Annotated in this window: 15 protein-coding genes; 2 read left to right on the forward strand and 13 right to left on the reverse strand. The window is 62.6% G+C overall.

Annotated elements, in window-relative coordinates; all coding sequences use genetic code 11:
• Positions 1-185: 185 nt before the first annotated feature.
• Complete coding sequence (locus tag G7047_RS13040; RefSeq protein ID WP_166305975.1) at positions 186-1,010, forward strand: DUF2971 domain-containing protein; 825 nt, start codon at positions 186-188, stop codon at positions 1,008-1,010.
• Between the two features lie 206 nt (positions 1,011-1,216).
• On the opposite strand, the gene G7047_RS13045 is transcribed toward G7047_RS13040, so the two are convergent.
• The 12 genes from G7047_RS13045 to G7047_RS13100 all read right to left on the reverse strand — a co-directional run bounded on the left by G7047_RS13045 (position 1,217) and on the right by G7047_RS13100 (position 13,299).
• On the reverse strand, positions 1,217-2,080 hold the full coding sequence (locus G7047_RS13045) for an intradiol ring-cleavage dioxygenase (protein WP_166305978.1): 864 nt from the start codon (positions 2,078-2,080) through the stop codon (positions 1,217-1,219).
• 4 nt (positions 2,081-2,084) lie between these two features.
• Complete coding sequence (locus tag G7047_RS13050) at positions 2,085-3,107, reverse strand: branched-chain amino acid ABC transporter permease (RefSeq protein ID WP_166305981.1); 1,023 nt, start codon at positions 3,105-3,107, stop codon at positions 2,085-2,087.
• Between the two features lie 75 nt (positions 3,108-3,182).
• Complete coding sequence (locus G7047_RS13055; RefSeq protein WP_166305984.1) at positions 3,183-4,034, reverse strand: branched-chain amino acid ABC transporter permease; 852 nt, start codon at positions 4,032-4,034, stop codon at positions 3,183-3,185.
• Positions 4,035-4,116: 82 nt separating this feature from the next.
• The gene (locus G7047_RS13060) at positions 4,117-4,842 is read right to left on the reverse strand and encodes an ABC transporter ATP-binding protein (RefSeq protein WP_166305987.1); all 726 of its coding nucleotides are present in this window, start codon (positions 4,840-4,842) and stop codon (positions 4,117-4,119) included.
• Positions 4,843-4,847: 5 nt separating this feature from the next.
• Positions 4,848-5,567 carry an ABC transporter ATP-binding protein gene (locus G7047_RS13065; RefSeq protein ID WP_166305990.1) on the reverse strand — a complete coding sequence of 240 codons (720 nt, stop codon included), beginning with the start codon at positions 5,565-5,567 and terminating at the stop codon, positions 4,848-4,850.
• Between the two features lie 53 nt (positions 5,568-5,620).
• Positions 5,621-6,526 carry a transporter gene (locus tag G7047_RS13070; RefSeq protein WP_205904786.1) on the reverse strand — a complete coding sequence of 302 codons (906 nt, stop codon included), beginning with the start codon at positions 6,524-6,526 and terminating at the stop codon, positions 5,621-5,623.
• 49 nt (positions 6,527-6,575) lie between these two features.
• A complete protein-coding gene (locus tag G7047_RS13075; RefSeq protein WP_166305993.1) occupies positions 6,576-7,841 on the reverse strand; it encodes an ABC transporter substrate-binding protein in 1,266 nt (421 codons plus the stop codon).
• A gap of 56 nt (positions 7,842-7,897) precedes the next feature.
• Entirely contained in the window at positions 7,898-8,986 is a 1,089-nt protein-coding gene (locus G7047_RS13080) for a maleylacetate reductase (protein WP_166305996.1), read from the reverse strand.
• 35 nt (positions 8,987-9,021) lie between these two features.
• Positions 9,022-10,029: a tripartite tricarboxylate transporter substrate binding protein gene (locus G7047_RS13085; RefSeq protein ID WP_240939481.1), complete on the reverse strand. Its 1,008-nt coding sequence runs from the start codon at positions 10,027-10,029 to the stop codon at positions 9,022-9,024.
• Between the two features lie 58 nt (positions 10,030-10,087).
• Complete coding sequence (locus tag G7047_RS13090; RefSeq protein ID WP_166312052.1) at positions 10,088-11,551, reverse strand: aldehyde dehydrogenase family protein; 1,464 nt, start codon at positions 11,549-11,551, stop codon at positions 10,088-10,090.
• Between the two features lie 169 nt (positions 11,552-11,720).
• Positions 11,721-12,728: a hydroxyquinol 1,2-dioxygenase gene (locus G7047_RS13095; RefSeq protein WP_166305999.1), complete on the reverse strand. Its 1,008-nt coding sequence runs from the start codon at positions 12,726-12,728 to the stop codon at positions 11,721-11,723.
• A 61-nt stretch (positions 12,729-12,789) separates the two neighbouring features.
• Positions 12,790-13,299, reverse strand: coding sequence for a hydroxyquinol 1,2-dioxygenase (locus tag G7047_RS13100; protein WP_166306002.1), 510 nt, complete (start codon positions 13,297-13,299; stop codon positions 12,790-12,792).
• 271 nt (positions 13,300-13,570) lie between these two features.
• Between G7047_RS13100 and G7047_RS13105 the strand changes: the two genes are divergently transcribed.
• Positions 13,571-14,518 carry a LysR family transcriptional regulator gene (locus tag G7047_RS13105; RefSeq protein ID WP_166306005.1) on the forward strand — a complete coding sequence of 316 codons (948 nt, stop codon included), beginning with the start codon at positions 13,571-13,573 and terminating at the stop codon, positions 14,516-14,518.
• On the opposite strand, the gene G7047_RS13110 is transcribed toward G7047_RS13105, so the two are convergent.
• Positions 14,519-16,021 (reverse strand): M81 family metallopeptidase, encoded by a 1,503-nt coding sequence (locus G7047_RS13110; protein WP_166306008.1) that lies wholly within the window; start codon positions 16,019-16,021, stop codon positions 14,519-14,521.
• Positions 16,022-16,074: the final 53 nt, after the last annotated feature.

Below are 16,074 nucleotides of genomic sequence, written 5' to 3' on the forward strand. Positions count from 1 at the left end.
TAGCAAGCTATAGTTAGCGCGTTGAGGCGTGCCGGGTTTCGCGAAATTTTTATACTTGGGCGTTTAAACAAGCTGTCCTTGGCATGCGCTTCCTAAAAGCCATGTCTAAGAGAAATCGGCGCCCAGAATATCCCGCACGGTCCAGCTTATCCCCCAGGTTTTTCTGATTCATCACGCTAGGTTTCATGTACTACACTGATGACTTTATGGCCGACGTTATGGGAATCGAGCGTCTGCCCGACGTTCTGTTTCACTATACCTCGATCGAGACACTCGCACTCATTCTGGAGACCAAGTCTCTGAGGCTTGGCAGGCTTGATAGCGTGAACGACCCTGAAGAGGCGTCAGCATGCGATCTGCCCAATGCCGCGACTTTAGTGTTTGCCTCATGTTGGACATCACAGGAGCGCGAATCCTTGGCAATGTGGCGTATGTACACACCTAATATGCAAGGACTGCGCATAGCTCTGCCAAACAACCCCTTCGCAGGACGGCACGAGCCGACAATCTTCGAAAAGGGCGGAGCAATGCAACGCTTTGACGGGCGGATCACGATCCATCGCGAAAAGGGTGACCACGGGATCACCTCGTGCTGCGTCACCGGACCAAACAAGATTTACTACACCGACGAGCTGAAGTATCGCAACGGCCGATGTCTTGACAATGATGGTAGTCAGTGGACGGTCCAACTTCACGACCTAGGCATGTTCAAGAGTACCTACTGGTCGTTTGAGGAAGAGTGGCGTTTCAAACTGCTTGCAACCTTCTCAGAAGGCATCCTCAACAGTCCCAATCCGGCTTCCCATCCGGCGTTCGATTTAGAGAGCTACCCGGTTGTTGAAACAGCCGTGTTTGTCCCGCTCGATGTGGAGTGTTTGCAGAACATGGAGGTACTACTCGGACCGTGCGTCAACACAGGACAAGAGTTGTTAGTTAAAGCGCTCTTGCAAAAATTCGCCCCGAACGCGAAGTTGAGGAGTAGCGAAATTCGCGTACGGCCGCCGCGATGACGTCTAACCCCGCAGTCAAGCTGACCCGCCAACGGCGGACAGCAAACTTTGTCCGTTGAGCGTCCGCTTTCATCTGCCGCCATCGGCCGCTTCTGGCCGTGAGATGCAGTAGACCGCACACAACCGGAGTCATCAAAGTCCCATGTTACCGGAATGCCCATCGTGCCCAAACACGAGAGCGGCGTGCAGCACCAAGGGCCACCCATTCAAGTCGCGTCGGTGAGCCGGAACTGCACATCGAGCGTATGAAACGCCCGCGTTGAAGCCTCACCGAGCGGCGTCAGCGCGCCCGCCTCGCGCCTTGGCATCTGCGCCACCAGCGAGGAGCGCACGCCGAACACGACATCGCTTTCAAGATACTGGTCGCCTTCTCGAAAGATGTGGGTCACCAGTGTCCGGTAACCCGGGGCCTCGATCATGAAGTGGACATGCGCGGGGCGCCACGGGTGACGACCGGAGGCGCGCAGGATGTCGCCGACCGGGCCGTCGGTGGGCACGGGGTAGGCGACGGGCAGGATGGAGCGGAAATGGATGCGCCCTTCCCCATCGGTGCGGAAGTTGCCGCGCGCCTGCATGTCCTGATCTGGGCGCTGCACGTCGTAGAAACCGTCGCTGTCCGCCTGCCAGGTGTGGACCAAGGCGTTGACGATGGGCTTGCCGTGCAGGTCGCTCACCGTGGCGGTGACGTAGAGCGGCTCGCCCTGCGCGCCATTGGCGATGTCGTCGCCGTGAGCGTAGCTTGGCGCGCCGTCCACGTAGAACGGGCCGAACACCGTGGCCTCAGTGGCTTCGGGCGGGAACTTGTTGTTCTGCGCGACGGCGAGCATCGAGAGGCCGAGCACGTCGCTCAGCAGGATGAACTCCTGGCGCTTGTCGTCGCACTTCTGGCCGGTGGCGGTGAGAAAGCCGATGGCGGCCATCAGCTCTAGTTCGGTCAACTCGACCTTGCGGGCGTAGTCGTGCAGGCTCTGCACCAGCTCGGTCAACAGGAATTTGAGGCGCGGCTCGCTGCAGTCGGCAAAGCGCGCGATGACCTCAGGGGTGATGCTCAGGTGGTCGATGTTTTTCATGGGTTCATCTCCTTGTGTTTGCGACGTCGAGCTTCAATTGCCGCGCCGTGGGAAACAGGGACCAGCCCCAGCGCTGCTGTGCGTAGCCCCACAGACCTTGCTTGAACTGGATGGTCACGACTATTGCGAGTAACCCGAGCCCCATGAGATACCAGCTGCCGTAGTCCGCAAAGCATTTGTTGAGCGCCCAGAACAGCATCGCGCCGATGATCGGTCCTTCAATGCAGCCGAGCCCGCCGATCATCACCATGAAGATCGCGAAGGCCGTCCAGTTCACGCTGAACGCGGCGTTCGGGCTGATGCGCAGGTTGCCGACGAAATACAGCGCCCCAGCCAGCCCCGCGCCAAAGGCCGCGACGATGTAGACCGCGAGCTTCATGCGCCCCACGTCGATGCCCTGCGACTTGGCCGCTACTTCGTTATCGCGAATGGCGAGCAACGCGAGGCCACGCTTGCTGCGCAGAAACAGATAGACCAGCACCACCACCAGCACCACGCAGACCAGCGCCATCCAGTAGGTGGTCGATTCGCGGGTGAACTTGCTGATGCCGCGCAGCGCGGTGAGCGTTGTCCCCGAGCCGCCGCCGACCGCCGAGATGTTGGAAAAACTCAGGCGGAAGACCTCGGCGATGACCCAGGTGCCGATGGCGAAATAGCCGCCCTGCAACCGGAACGCCAGACGCGAGACGGGAATCGCGATGAGCGCAGACGCCAGCGCGCCGAGCACGATACCGACGAACGGATTCACGCCCCAGAAATTGCCGAGCATGAGCATCACATAGCCGCCAAAGCCGAAGAACGCCTGCTGCCCGATGGACACCATGCCGCCGTAACCGGCGAGCAGGTTCCACATCATCGCGAAAATGAAGTAGCAGGCGATCTCGACGAACTCACGCATCCAGCTCGATTCGCCCCAGAACGGGAGACTGGCCGCGGCGATCACCAGCACCGCACCGACCACGGCAAAGCTCTGGCTGGCGCGCGTCTGACGCAGCACCTGGAATCCGGGAAGGGTTGCTTCTGTCATGTGTGCCTCACTCGAAATTCAAACTTTGAAAGCTGGCCTATGCGGCTTGTGTCGCGTATATCGCTTACGCAACCATCAACGTGTTTTGGGGAACAGTCCCTGTGGCCGCACGGCGAGCACCAGCAGGAACATCAGATGCCCCGCCCAGATGCCCCAGCCCGGGTCAATGCGAAAGCCGATCTGCTGCACGATGCCCAAGAGCATCGCTCCGGCCAGCGTGCCCCAGAAACTGCCCATGCCGCCGATGATCACGGCCTCGAAGGCAAAGAGCAGCAGTAGTGGCCCGTCGGTGGGTGCGACCGTGGTGCGCATGCTCTGCAGACCACCGGCCAGCGCTACGAGCATGAAGGCCAGCGCGGTGGCAAGCGCATAGACGGTGCGCGCATTCAGGCCCATGAGCTCGGCGATCTCGCGGTCGTCGGAGACGGCGCGGAACGAGCGGCCGAGGTCGGTGGCGCGGAACATCCACTGCAGCCCCGCCGTGCAGCCCACCGCGAGCGCGAGGATCAGCAACGGCAGCACACCGATGCTCATGCCCGCGCCGAGCGTGAATGACTCGGTGGCGAAAGCGCCGGTGTCGACCGAGCGCGGGTCGGCCGAGAACACCTGCAGCAGCAGGTTCTGGATGAACACCGACATGCCGAAGGTAACGACCAGCGAGGGCAGCGGGTCCTTGCCGAGCACGCCGTTGAGCACGTGGCGCTGGAGCACGAAGCCGAGCAACCAGGCCAGCGGCAAGGTGGTCGCCAGCGCCAGCCATGCGGGCAGCCCCAGACTCGCGAACGACAGCACGGCATAGGCCGCGAGCACCATGAAGTCACCGTGCGCTGTGTTGGTGAGCCGCATGATGCCGAACATCAGCGACAGGCCCAATGCGAACAGGCCGTAGAGACCGCCGAGCAGCACGCCACTGATGATCATGTCCATGATCGCAGCTCCGTGAAATGAGTGGATGAGGATGAGGATGAGGATGAAGATGAAGATGAAGACGAGGAAAAGGCGTGCATATTCAGACTCCGAAATACGCTTGGCCAATGGCCTCGCGCGACAGTTCTGACGATGCGCCGGCAAGCGACACGCGCCCTTCCTGCAGACAATAGAGGCGCTGCGAAACCTTCTGCGCCATCGAAATGTCCTGCTCGACGATCACCACCGACATGCCCTCGGCGGTGATCGCGGGCATGGCGTCGTAGATCTCGCGGATGACCACGGGCGCAAGGCCCAGCGAGATTTCGTCGCACAGCAGCAATTCGGGATTGCTCATCAGCGCGCGGCCAATCGCCACCATCTGCTGCTGGCCGCCCGACAGTGAAGCGGGCGAAATCGCTCGCTTTTCCTTGAGGATGGGAAACAGCCCGTAGACGCGCTGCAGATTCCAAGGCCCCTCGCGCTTGGCCTGCGCTCCCATGAGCAGGTTCTCTTGGATGGTAAGCGAGGGGAACAGGCGACGGCCTTCGGGCACCATCGCGATGCCATCCTTGACGATGCGCGAGGGGTGCACGCCGCCAATCGGCTGGCCCTTCCAGCGCACGCTGTCGGGCGTTGCGGCGACGAGGCCCGTGAGGCACTTGAGCAACGTGGACTTGCCCGCGCCGTTGGCACCGATCACCGCGACCAGCTCAGACGGACGCAATTCGATGTCGACGCCGAACAGCGCCTGCGCGTCGCCGTAGAAGGCCTTGAGCGCATGGGTGGACAGCGTGTTCCCGGCGGATGATGTGGAAGATGACTGCATGATCCTCACGCCTCCATGCCCATGTAGACGCGCTTGACGTCGGGGTCGTTCATCACCGCATGCGGCTCGCCCTCGGCCAGTTGCTTGCCGAAATTGATCACGAAGAGCCGGTCGGCCACGGCCAGCAGCGCGTGCACCACATGCTCGATCCAGATCATCGTCACGCCGCTGGCCTTGATGCGCTTGAGCTCATCGACGAGCTGCGCAGCCTCGTGTTCGGTGAGGCCGCCCGCGATCTCGTCAAGCAAAAGCAGATCGGGCCGCGTGGCGAGCGCGCGGGCCAGCTCCAGCCGCTTGCGGTTGAGCAGCGTGAGCGATCCGGCCGGGCTGTTCGCGTACTTGAGCAACCCGGTCTGTTCCAGCACGGCGACAGCGGTGTCCCACGCGTCCTGCTCTTTCTGCTCGTCACCGAACGCGGCGGCGGTCACCAGGTTCTCGAACACGCTCATGTTGCCGAAGGGCTGCGGCACCTGGTAGCTGCGCCCGATGCCGAGATGGCAGCGGCGGAACGCGGGCACGCGGGTGATCTCCTTGCCCTCGTACAGGATGCGCCCCGCATCAGACAACACGTCGCCCGAGATGAGATTGAACAGCGTGGTCTTTCCCGCGCCGTTGGGGCCGAGAATGCCCAGCAGCTCGCCCTTGTTGACGCGGACGCTGATGTCGTCGGTGACCTTCAGCGCACCGTAGGATTTGCTGACCGATTCCAGTGCAAGCAAGCTCATGAGTGGCCCCTGTTTGGCGTGATATGCGGTTTGGTGTGATCTGGTGTGGTCGGTCAGAACGGAACGACGGCCTTCACCCAGAAGGCCTTGCCATCGGCGCGGTTGCGCACGTTGGTTTCCATCTGGTATTTGGCGGTGATGAACCAGCCCTTGCCGCTGTCGTACTTGATGCTCGGGCCGATGGCGAGCGCCCTGCCCTTGTTGTGGGCCACGGTACTGCCATGCAGCTTGTCGTTGCTGACCTGCTGATAGAGATAGCCGCCCACGCCCGCCACAAAGCCGTTGCCGAAGCCCCAGCCCACCGAGTAGTCGGCGATGAATTCCTGGCCCGAGCGGTAGTCGGTGTCGGAGTTCTTGAAGTTGAAGGTGTACATGCCCTTCACATCGGCATTCAGGCCGCTCTTGTCCATGTAGCTGAAACCAGCCACCGGTTGCACGGCCCAGTAGTTGCGGCCGATGTTGGCGATGTTCTTCTTGTCGTAGTCGCCCGTGGGCGCATAGATGTCGAGTGCCAGCAGCGTGTGCATTTTGTCGCTCAGATGCCAGCCAAGCGCTGGGCCGAAGGTGATGTCGCCAATGCCAGTCTTGTGCTGCGAGATGCCGGGCACGGGCGTGACCTTCAGATCGACCAGCGGTATGATGGCATGGAACGCGAGCGATGCGCCCACAATCGTTTCTTTCGTCACCCACACCAAGCGCGGCGCGATCACGTTGGCGCGCACCTTGAAGCCGTTGGGAGTCACCGTGTTGCCATTGTTGTCACGCACCTTGTCGGCGCTGTAGACCTGCCCGAAGGCCATGCCGTAGAGGCCCGGCGGGGGCAGTGCGCAGCAAGCGTAGTTTTCCACGCCAACGGGGTAGATGCTACCGCCGCCTTCGGTGGCTTGTGCCATGCAGCAGACCAGCAGCGCGCAGGCTCCCGCCACAGCCGACAGCGCGGCCGTTGTGTGTGATTTCATGTTTGTCTCCTTGGCGTTTGTCTGTTTCGAAGCTTGGGGTAGGTTTGAATCACTGCTGCAGCAGCGACATCGCGCCGCCTACGGGAATGTTGGTGGCCGCGCCGTTGTTGACGATCACCAGATCGACCTTGCGCTGCTGACCCTTGACCCACTGGCCGAGCACCAGCGGCGTCTTGCTCACGTTCTTCATCGGCCCCTGTCCGCCCCACTTCACCGGGCCGACGACCGAGTTGATCGACGTGGCCGCAACGGCGTCGCGCACGTCGGCGGGCTTGAGCGACTTGCTGCGCGAGAGCGCGTTCGAAGCTACCTCGAACAGCGCGTGCGCAAAGCCAATGGGCTGAGTCCACTGCTTCTTGGTGCCCGCTTCATAGCTGTCCGCAAGCGCCTTGGCCGATTGCTTGGTCAGCGACGAGGTGAACGGGTGCGATGGCGACCACCAGACTTCGGTGGTCAGACCCAAGCCGAGGTCGCCGAGGGCTTCAATGGCGCTTGGAAACAGCAGCGCCTTACCCAACGTGATGACCTTGGGCTTGAAGCCCTGCTGGCGTGCCTGCGTGAGAAAGGTCTTGGCGTCGGGCGGGATCACGACGCCGGTGACGATCTCCACGCCATCACGCTTGAACGCGGAAATCTGCGCCGAGAAATCCTGCGTGCCACTCTGGAACCGACCGGGGTCAGTGAGCGGAAAGCCCATGGTCTGCAGCGGCTTCGGGAAGCCCAGATTCTTGTCGCCCCAGGCGTTGCCATCGCCATCGTTCGGGAACAAGCCTCCGACCTTCCTGTTGGTCGCCAGACCCTTCCAGCCGTTGGTGTAGGCGGTGATCACGTCCTCCAGACCCCAGAACAGGTGGTAGGTCCAGTCGAAGCCCTTCTTGGGATCGCCATTGCGACCGAAGAACCACGGCTGCCATGGCACGACGCTCGAAATGCAAGGCACCTCGTTGAGCTCGCAGGCATCGCTGACCGGATTGGCCGTTTCGGGCGTTCCGGCCGTGAGCACCAGTGCCACCTTGTCCTTGAGGATCAGGTCGTTGGCCACCTCGCCCGCGCGATTGGGGTTGGACTGGCTGTCCTTGAGCACGATATCCACCGCGTACTTGCCACCGTTGACGGTGATGCCGTCCTTGAAGGCGGTCTTCATCTGCTCAATCACCCATTTATCGGCCTCGCCGAACGGCGCGAGCGGGCCGGTCTGTGGCGACACATAGCCGATCTTGAGGGTCTGCGCGGCGCGCAAAAGCGGTGTGACGGATGCGGCGGCGAGCGCCACCAGACCTTGTGAAAAATGCCGACGTTGGAGGCGGGTGCTCATGGTTGTCTCCTGATGGTTTTAAATGCTGTCAATGGGTGGTGATAGGTGGCAATGGGTCAGCCCGGCTTGCGGCCTTCGAACGCGTTGTCGAGCAGCGCGTCGATGGCGTTCGCTTCGAGCGGGCGCGGATTCGGGTACTGGCTCTGCAGCGCGAGATCGCGGGCCCGTGCGAGGTCGGCGCGCTGCATGCCGATGTCCTTGAGCGCGGTCGGCGCGCCGTTGTGGGCGGCCAGATCGAACACGGCCTGCGCGGCGGCGAGCGGATTTTTCGCCTCGACCTCACCCACCCCCATGGCGAGCGCGATGCGCCGCATGGCCTCGGGCGCGGCCGCGCTGTTGTAGGCTAGCGCATGTGCCAGGACCACGGTGTGCACGGGCGCGTGCGGCAGGTTGAAGGTGCCGCCCAAGGTGTGGCAGAGCTTGTGGTGCAGGGCCATGCCCACATTGCCGAGCACCGCGCCGCAGAGCCACGCGCCCTTGAGCGCGTCTTCACGTGCACTCAGGTTCGCGGCGTCCTTGGCGATCAGCGGCACGGCGCGGGCGATGGAGCGAATGCCCTCCTCGGCCATCAGGTCCATGACCGGATTGCCGTCCGCCGCATACAGGCTCTCGGCCGCGTGGGCGAGCGCGTTGATGGCGCTGGTGACCGACATTCCCACCGGCAGACTCAATGTGAGCAGCGGGTCGTAGATCACGGTCTTGGGCAGCACGCGCACATCCTTGCCGGTGCGTTTGACGCCACCTTCGGTCAATCCGAAGATGGGCGTCATTTCCGATCCGGCATAGGTCGTGGGAATCGCGATGATCGGCAGGCCCGAGTCGAGCGCGATGGCCTTGCCGAGACCAATCGTCGAGCCGCCGCCCACGGCCACCGCGCAATCGACACCGAGCCTGCGTGCCAGCTCCTGCGCAGCGCGGGCGGTCTCCATCGGCACATGCATCACGGCCTTGTCGTAGACCGACACCGCCAGCTCGCCAAGCCGCGTGGCCACATCCTCGGCGAGGGCGCTCTGCTCTGGCGTGCACAGCACCATGGCGCGTCTGGCACCAAGCTGCTGCACCTCGGCCTTCAAAGCATCGATGCTGCCCGCCGCAAACCGCACGCGCTGGGCAACGCCGTTGAACACAAAATCGCGATCCGACATGACTGGCTCCTTGACGTGTTTTTTCTGAAGGGATCTCAGTCCATGCTCAGCTGACGCTCACGCACCAGCTGGGTCCACTGCTTGTTTTCGGCCTCGAGCGCCTTGGCGAACTGCTCAGGCGTGTTGCCGATGCCGCTCAGGCCCTGCTCCTGCAGGCGCACGGAGAACGCCGGGTCCTGCACGATGGCGCGGATCTCCTTGTGCAGGCGCTCGACCACGAGCTTGGGCGTGGCGGCCGGTGCAAGCAGGCCCACCCAGGAATTCACGTCAAAGCCCGGATAGCCGCTCTCGGCCACCGTAGGCACCGAGGCGAATGCGGACACGCGCTGCACGCCTGTCTGCGCCACCGCGCGTAGCTTGCCGCCCTGCACATGCGGCTGCGCGAGCACCGCTGAGAGAAACATCATCTGCACCTGGCCGCCGAGCAGGTCCTGCATGGCTGGGCCGCCGCCCTTGTAGGGCACATGCATGGCCTGCATGCCCGAAACCGACTTGAACAGCTCGGCCGTCAGGTGGTTGCTGGAGCCCGCGCCAACGCTCGCGTAGTTCAACGCCTTGGGATCGGCCTTGGAGAGAGCGACGAGGTCTTTGACGTTGTTCGCCTTGACCTGCGGATTGACCACGAGAATCAGTGGATTGCGCGCAATCTGCGTGACCGGCGTGAGATCCTTCGTGGGGTTGAATGTGAGCTTCGGATAAGTCAGCGAATAGGTGGCATAGCTGTCGAACACCATGAGCAGCTTGTAGCCATCGGGCGTGGCGCGCGCCACCTCGGCAGCGCCCACCGTGCCACCCGCACCAGCGCGGTTTTCCACGATCACCGGCTGGCCTAGCGCACTTTGCAGCTTGGGCTGCAACTGGCGCGCAACCGTGTCCACAATCCCGCCGGGTGGGAAGGCGACGATCAGGTGCACCGGCTTGTCGGGCCAACTCTGTGCCATCGCCGCCGTGGCGGCAAGCATGGTGGTGAATGCGATGCTCCACTTGAAAGTGGTTTGGCAGCGAGGGTTCTTCTGCGTTGTCGCTATCGTGGTCGTTGTCATTTTTTGTCTCCTTGCATCCCCGTTTTCATGGCATCCGCGCATCGGCTGACGTCGCCGTTCAGCGCTTGAAATGCGGTGGTATGACCGCATCCACATTCACCCAGATGCTCTTGACCTGGGTGTACTCGCGCATCGCCTCGAAGCCCATTTCGCGGCCGTAGCCCGACTTGCCGACGCCGCCAAACGGCGATGCGGGATGGACGCGCTTGTAGCTGTTGATCCACACCATGCCGGCATGCATCTCGCGGGCAAACTTGTGGGCGCGCTGCAGGTTGTTGGTCCACAGACCCGCGCCGAGGCCGTATTCCGTGCCGTTGGCGATCTGCAGGGCTTCCTCGTCATCCTTGAAGGTGATTACGGTGACAAACGGACCAAACACTTCTTCTTGCGCGATGCGATCACGCCAGCTTTGCACGCGCACCACGGTCGGCTCTACATAGCAGCCCGATGCGAGCGCGCCGCCGGGGGCCTGGCCGCCGCTCAGAATCTCGCCGCCCTGCTCGCGCGCCACGTCCACATAGCCGAGCACGCGGTCGCGATGCAGCGCGCTGGTGAGCGGCCCCATCTCGGTGTTTGCGTCAAGCGGATTGCCCAGCCGCACGCTCTTGGCGAGAGCGACGAAGCGCTCGAGAAACTCGTCCGCGATGCGCTCGTGCAGCACCAGACGCGAACCGGCGATGCAGGCCTGGCCCTGGTTGTGGAAGATCGCCCAGGCCGCGCCGTTGACTGCCGCGTTGAGGTTGGCATCCTCGAACACGATGTTCGCGCCCTTGCCGCCCAGCTCCAGCTGGATCTTCTTGAGATTGCCCGCGCTGGCCTGCACGATGCGCTGGCCGGTGGCGGTGCTGCCGGTGAAGGCGATCTTGCCGATGTCTTGATGCTCGGCAATGTACTGGCCCGCCACGCTGCCCAGACCCGGCAGCACGTTGACCACACCGTCGGGCAGACCGGCTTCGGACAGCAGCTCCGCAATGCGCAGCGAAGTGAGTGGCGTGATCTCCGCAGGCTTGAGCACCACGCAGTTGCCCGCGGCCAGCGCCGGGCCGAGCTTCCAGCTGGTGAACATCAGCGGAAAATTCCACGGCACGACCTGCCCTACCACGCCAATGGGCTCACGCAACGTGTAGTTCAAAAAGCCGGCCTCGACCGGAATCTGGTCGCCCTGCAGCTTGTCGGCCATGCCGCCGAAGTAGCGGAAGTTGGCGGCGGTGCGCGGCACATCGAGGCCGCGCGAATCGCGGATCGGGTGGCCGGTGTCGAGCGTCTCGAGCCAGGCCAATTCTTCCGAATGCTTTTCGACCAGATCAGCCAGACGCAGCAGCACGCGGCCACGGTCGGATGCGGCCATGCGGCTCCATGCGGGGAACGCGGCCTGCGCGGCCCGCACCGCCTTGTCCACATCGGCCTTGCCGGCCATGGCCACATCAGCGATAGGCGTGTTGTCGTGCGGGTTGAGTGTGGGCAGCGTCTCGCCCGATTCGGCATTCACGAACTGGCCGTTGATGAACAGCTGGTGGCGAATGGACTTCTGATCGAGTGCTGCGGTTTCAGCGTGGGTAGCGGTGTTCATGGCAAGCCTCCGGCCAAGGCCGTGCGCGCGCTGCACCGACCCGAGAGATTTCAAGAAAGAAAGAAGAGAAAAAGAAGGAAGGCGGCTGGGCGTACCTCGCTCAGCACTCAACCATCAGTGCTCAGAACTGCACCGGAATTTCCGGTGCTTCGCCCTTCTGGATTTCATAGACCAGACTCGGCGAGCCGTTCTCCCACACCAGCAGCATCGAGCGCTTGGGACTGAAGCCCTGATGGCGGCAGTAGGCGGGCATGGCGGCAATGTCGCCGGCCTTCATGATCACGCGGGCGAGCGGCTTGCCGGTGTTCTTGTCCGAGCAGTTCCACTGGATCTCGTCGCTCATCTGGAAGAACCATTCCACCCGGTCGTTGGAGTGCAGGATCGGCAGGATGTGCTCTTCGGTCGTCGGGCACATGTAGCTGTGCTTGACGACACTGGTGAACGAGGGGTTCCAGGTGACCTGCGAGCGGCTCAGGAAGGCGAACAGATTGAAGGCGTGGACCTCGTTCTCGAAGCCGGGCTCCGGGTGCAGTTCGGGCTCGTCCTGGGGCACATCGGCGAAGCTGCGATTGACCGGCGCGCCGCGTTCGTCCGAGCGCAGCTTGAGGTCGTCCTTCAAGCCCACGCAGCGCTTGGCGAGCTCGCGGGCACGCGTCACCGCCGCCGTGTTGTTACCATGCTTGCGGCCATAGGGCGAGCCGGTTTCGAGCGGCGCGGCGAACGGGTCAAAGCCCTCGTTGGTCCAGTCGTCGAGCATCTTCTCGAACACACCGCGAATCTGGTCCACCGGGAAATTCTCCAGCAGATCGACGCCCGATTCCTTCATGGTTTCGTTGAACGCACCGGCCTGCATGTCCACCGATTTGTAGTGGTTCACCGTGCCGATCACGTCGTCGAAATTCACGCCGCCGTAGAAGAAGCCCCAGGCCACGTCACGCATCAGCGCACGCAGAAAATTGCCGATATCCATGGTGTGCGAGAGCGGACGGCCATCGCGCGTTTTCCATGTGATGTGAACGAAATACTCGTCGCGGCGAAAGCCGAACGAGCCCAGTTGGAAGGTGCAATAGCCGAGGTCTTGCGCGGGGTCTGCGGCCGATGTCTTGCGGGCTTGTGCAACGGTGTTCATGGTGTGTTCTCCTGAAGGCGATGAATGTGATGCGAATGCGGACGCGGATGAAGGACGTTGATCAGGCAAGCTGGCAGATGTCGTGCCAGCGCTCGATCGAGAGATCGCCCTTGCAGGTCTGCAGGATCGCGACGCCGGGCTTGCTCGTGCGAATCTGGTAGGCCGTGTTCTTGGGCAGCAGCGCCTGGTGGCCACGGCCCAACTTCATCCAGCCCATCTTCTTGCCCTCGGGCTCGCCCTGCACGAGGACGGTGCCGTTCTTCCCGGTATCGGCGACGATCTGTTCGCCTTCGAGCTGCACCAGATGGATCTCCATCTCGCCATCCATCGACAGCACGAACTCGTCATGAGCGCAGGTGTACCAGGGCGAGCGGCCCTCGGCGCGGATGGTCTCCAGCACATAGATCTGGTTCTGGCCGAAGACCACCTTTTCCCAAGACTTGGACTGGCCCGCGATCTCGAAGCAGTTCGAGAAGGCGTAGTTGCGAACATCGTCGGTGATGTTCTCGACACGGCCCTTCTCATAAGAGTTCAGAGAACCGAACTGGGTGGTGTACTGGTTGCTGCTCATCTCGATGTCTCCTTGCGTTGCTGATATCAATGAAGCGTTGCGCTTGACTGCAATGTAGGGAGGATCGATCTCGCGGTGAATACACCAAAACGGCACTGCATTGTTCTGAGTTTCCGAACAATGATAGGTAGTATCCCTAGTCGCACTTGGCGTGATACAGGCAATCCTCTGGCCTGGCGGGCGGTGGATGAAGCACGCTGAAGCACTTTGGCCTTGGCAACATGGCCCATGTTGCACCGCCCCCTGAAACCCGGCCACGGAACACCCCGTAATGGATCTGCTCCTGAACATTGAAGCTTTTGTCCGCGTCGCGCAAACCCAGAATTTCTCGGAGGCTGCACGGCAGTTGCGCGTCGCGCCATCGGTGGTCACCACGCGCGTCAAGCAGCTCGAAGAGCATGTGGGAACGCCACTGTTTCACCGCAGCACACGGCTCGTGCGGCTCACCGAAATCGGCCAGGCATTCGTGCGGGAATCAACCGATCTGGTCAACCGCTCGCAAAACCTGTTCGACCAGATGCGCGACGTCGGCGCCACGCCCTCTGGCGTGCTGCGGGTGCACGCGCTCACCGGCTTCGTGCTCGGCCGCTTCGCCAGCGTACTCAAGAGTTTTCAGGATGCGTATCCCGACATCCGCCTCGAGATGAGCGTCAGTGACGAGGTGGTGGATCCCGTCGCGGCCGGCGTGGATTGCGCGCTGCAGATCTTTCCACCGGCATCGACGGAACTGGTCTCCAAGCAGCTGTTTCCAGTGCGCCGATTGTTCTGCGCGACCGAAAAATACCTCAAGGAAAACGGCACTCCCACCGACCCACGCGATCTGCACAAGCACCGCCTCGGTCTCTACTCACGCTACCCCTCGCGCGACCGCTGGACCTTTCATCACGCGGGTGAACAGGTCACGCTGTATCTGAACGCCGCGCTGCTCACCAACAGCGTGCACCTGCTGCGCGACTTTGCGCTGGAGGACTCGGGCATCGTCTGCGTGCCCACCTTCGTCGCCACTCCGGCGCTTTTAAGTGGCGAGCTCATACCGGTGCTGAGCGACTACCAGCTCTCGTCATTCTGGTTCAGCGCCGTGTTTCCCCACACCTCGCGCAACGCCTTCAAACTGCGCCTGTTCATCGAACACATTGCCGCGCCCTACAAGCGCACGCCCGCATGGGACGAGCAGCTCATCGCGCGCGGCATGGTGGCGCAGGATCTGATTCTGGAGTGATCAGACCGTTTCTGGCTCGAACACCTTGCCGCACGGGTCGATGCGGATGCCTGGGGCGAGCTTGGTCCATGGCAGGTTTTCCAACACCATGGGCATCGATCCCGGCGCGGCGGCGACGATGATCTCGCGGCCGATGGGGGTGTAGTCCGCGCGAAAATGCACGGCGCTCTTCACCACCAGAATGTCCTGCGCCGTAGGCTCGATGCCGACGAAGCGGAACATCGCCTGATCGGCCATCTGCACCTTCTGCGAGGCCACGACGATGCGCACGCCGTCGATGCGCAGACAGGCCGACAGGCCAAGATCGAGCTTGAAGCCACGGTAGTATGGACCGGTCGCATTGACCTTGCCATCCGAAATTTTCTCCACCACGAATTCGGCCTCGAACGGAGCATCGTCCGCAATGCCTGACTTGCCGCCCAGCGCCAATCGCACGCGGTTGCCCTCGCCCGCTTGGTGGGCCTTGGCGGCGGATTCCGCATCGACGATCAGGCCGATGGCGGCGTTGACGGCCTTGCAGGCGACCAGCGCACGCAGCATGCCAGTGGAATCCGAATTGCTACCCGCGCCGGGATTGTCCTGGGCGTCGGCGATGATCGTCGGCTTGCCACTGCCCGCATGGGACTGCGCGTAGCGAACGGCTTCTTCAGGAGCGAACAGCTTGCCCGCAAAATGCGCCTCGGCATCGAGCGCCGCCTGCGCGACCGGTGTGAGCAGCGCTTCGGCCTCGGCCTGCGTGTCGGCATAGGCCCAGAGCACGGGCGAGCATTCCGGAAAATCAGCGGCGGGGAAACCTGTGGCGAACGACAGATGCGTCTCGGCGGTCTCGGTCTGCTCCATCTGGCGATACAGGCTGCGGGCCGGTTCGATGTCGGTGCATTGCCAGCAGATGGGCACCAGATACGGCAATCGCTTGACCGCGAGCGCGGGCCGCTTGCCCGTCTTGAAACGCCGCGTCAACAGCTCGTAGGCACGCACGCCGGTGTCGAACATGTCGACGTGGGGATAGGTGCGGTAAGCCACCAGCACGTCCGCGCTTTGCAGCATCTGCGTCGTGACGTTGGCATGCAGGTCGAGGCTGGCGATGATCGCCACTTGCTCGCCCACCAGCGCGCGCACGCGACGCAGCAACTCGCCCTCGCCGTCGTCGAAATGCTGGGCCACCATCGCGCCATGCAGATCGAGGTAGACCGCGTCCACCGGCAGCGCCGCTGCAATGCCGTCGACGATCATCTGCGTGATGCGCTCGTAGGTTTCGCGCTCCACATGAGCGGACGGACTCGCTGCGCACCAGGTGGTGGGCACGACTTCGTCACCGGCTGCAAGTGCCTTTTCAACAAAGCCTGCCGCAGGGATGTTGGAGCCCCGGATGGAGTCCCAGAGCTTGTCGCCCGAAACCATACCCGGCCAGCCGCCACCAGCCTGGAACGCTGCCCAGTCCGCCAGATCGGGAGCAAAGGTATTGGTCTCGTGCTGGAAACCGCCGTACACAATTTTCGCCATGGTGTCCTCTTGGAAAAATGAAGCGTCGCATGCCTTGCGACATCTACGGAATC

The sequence above is a fragment of the Diaphorobacter sp. HDW4A genome (genome assembly GCF_011305995.1).
Taxonomy (GTDB): domain Bacteria; phylum Pseudomonadota; class Gammaproteobacteria; order Burkholderiales; family Burkholderiaceae_C; genus Diaphorobacter_A.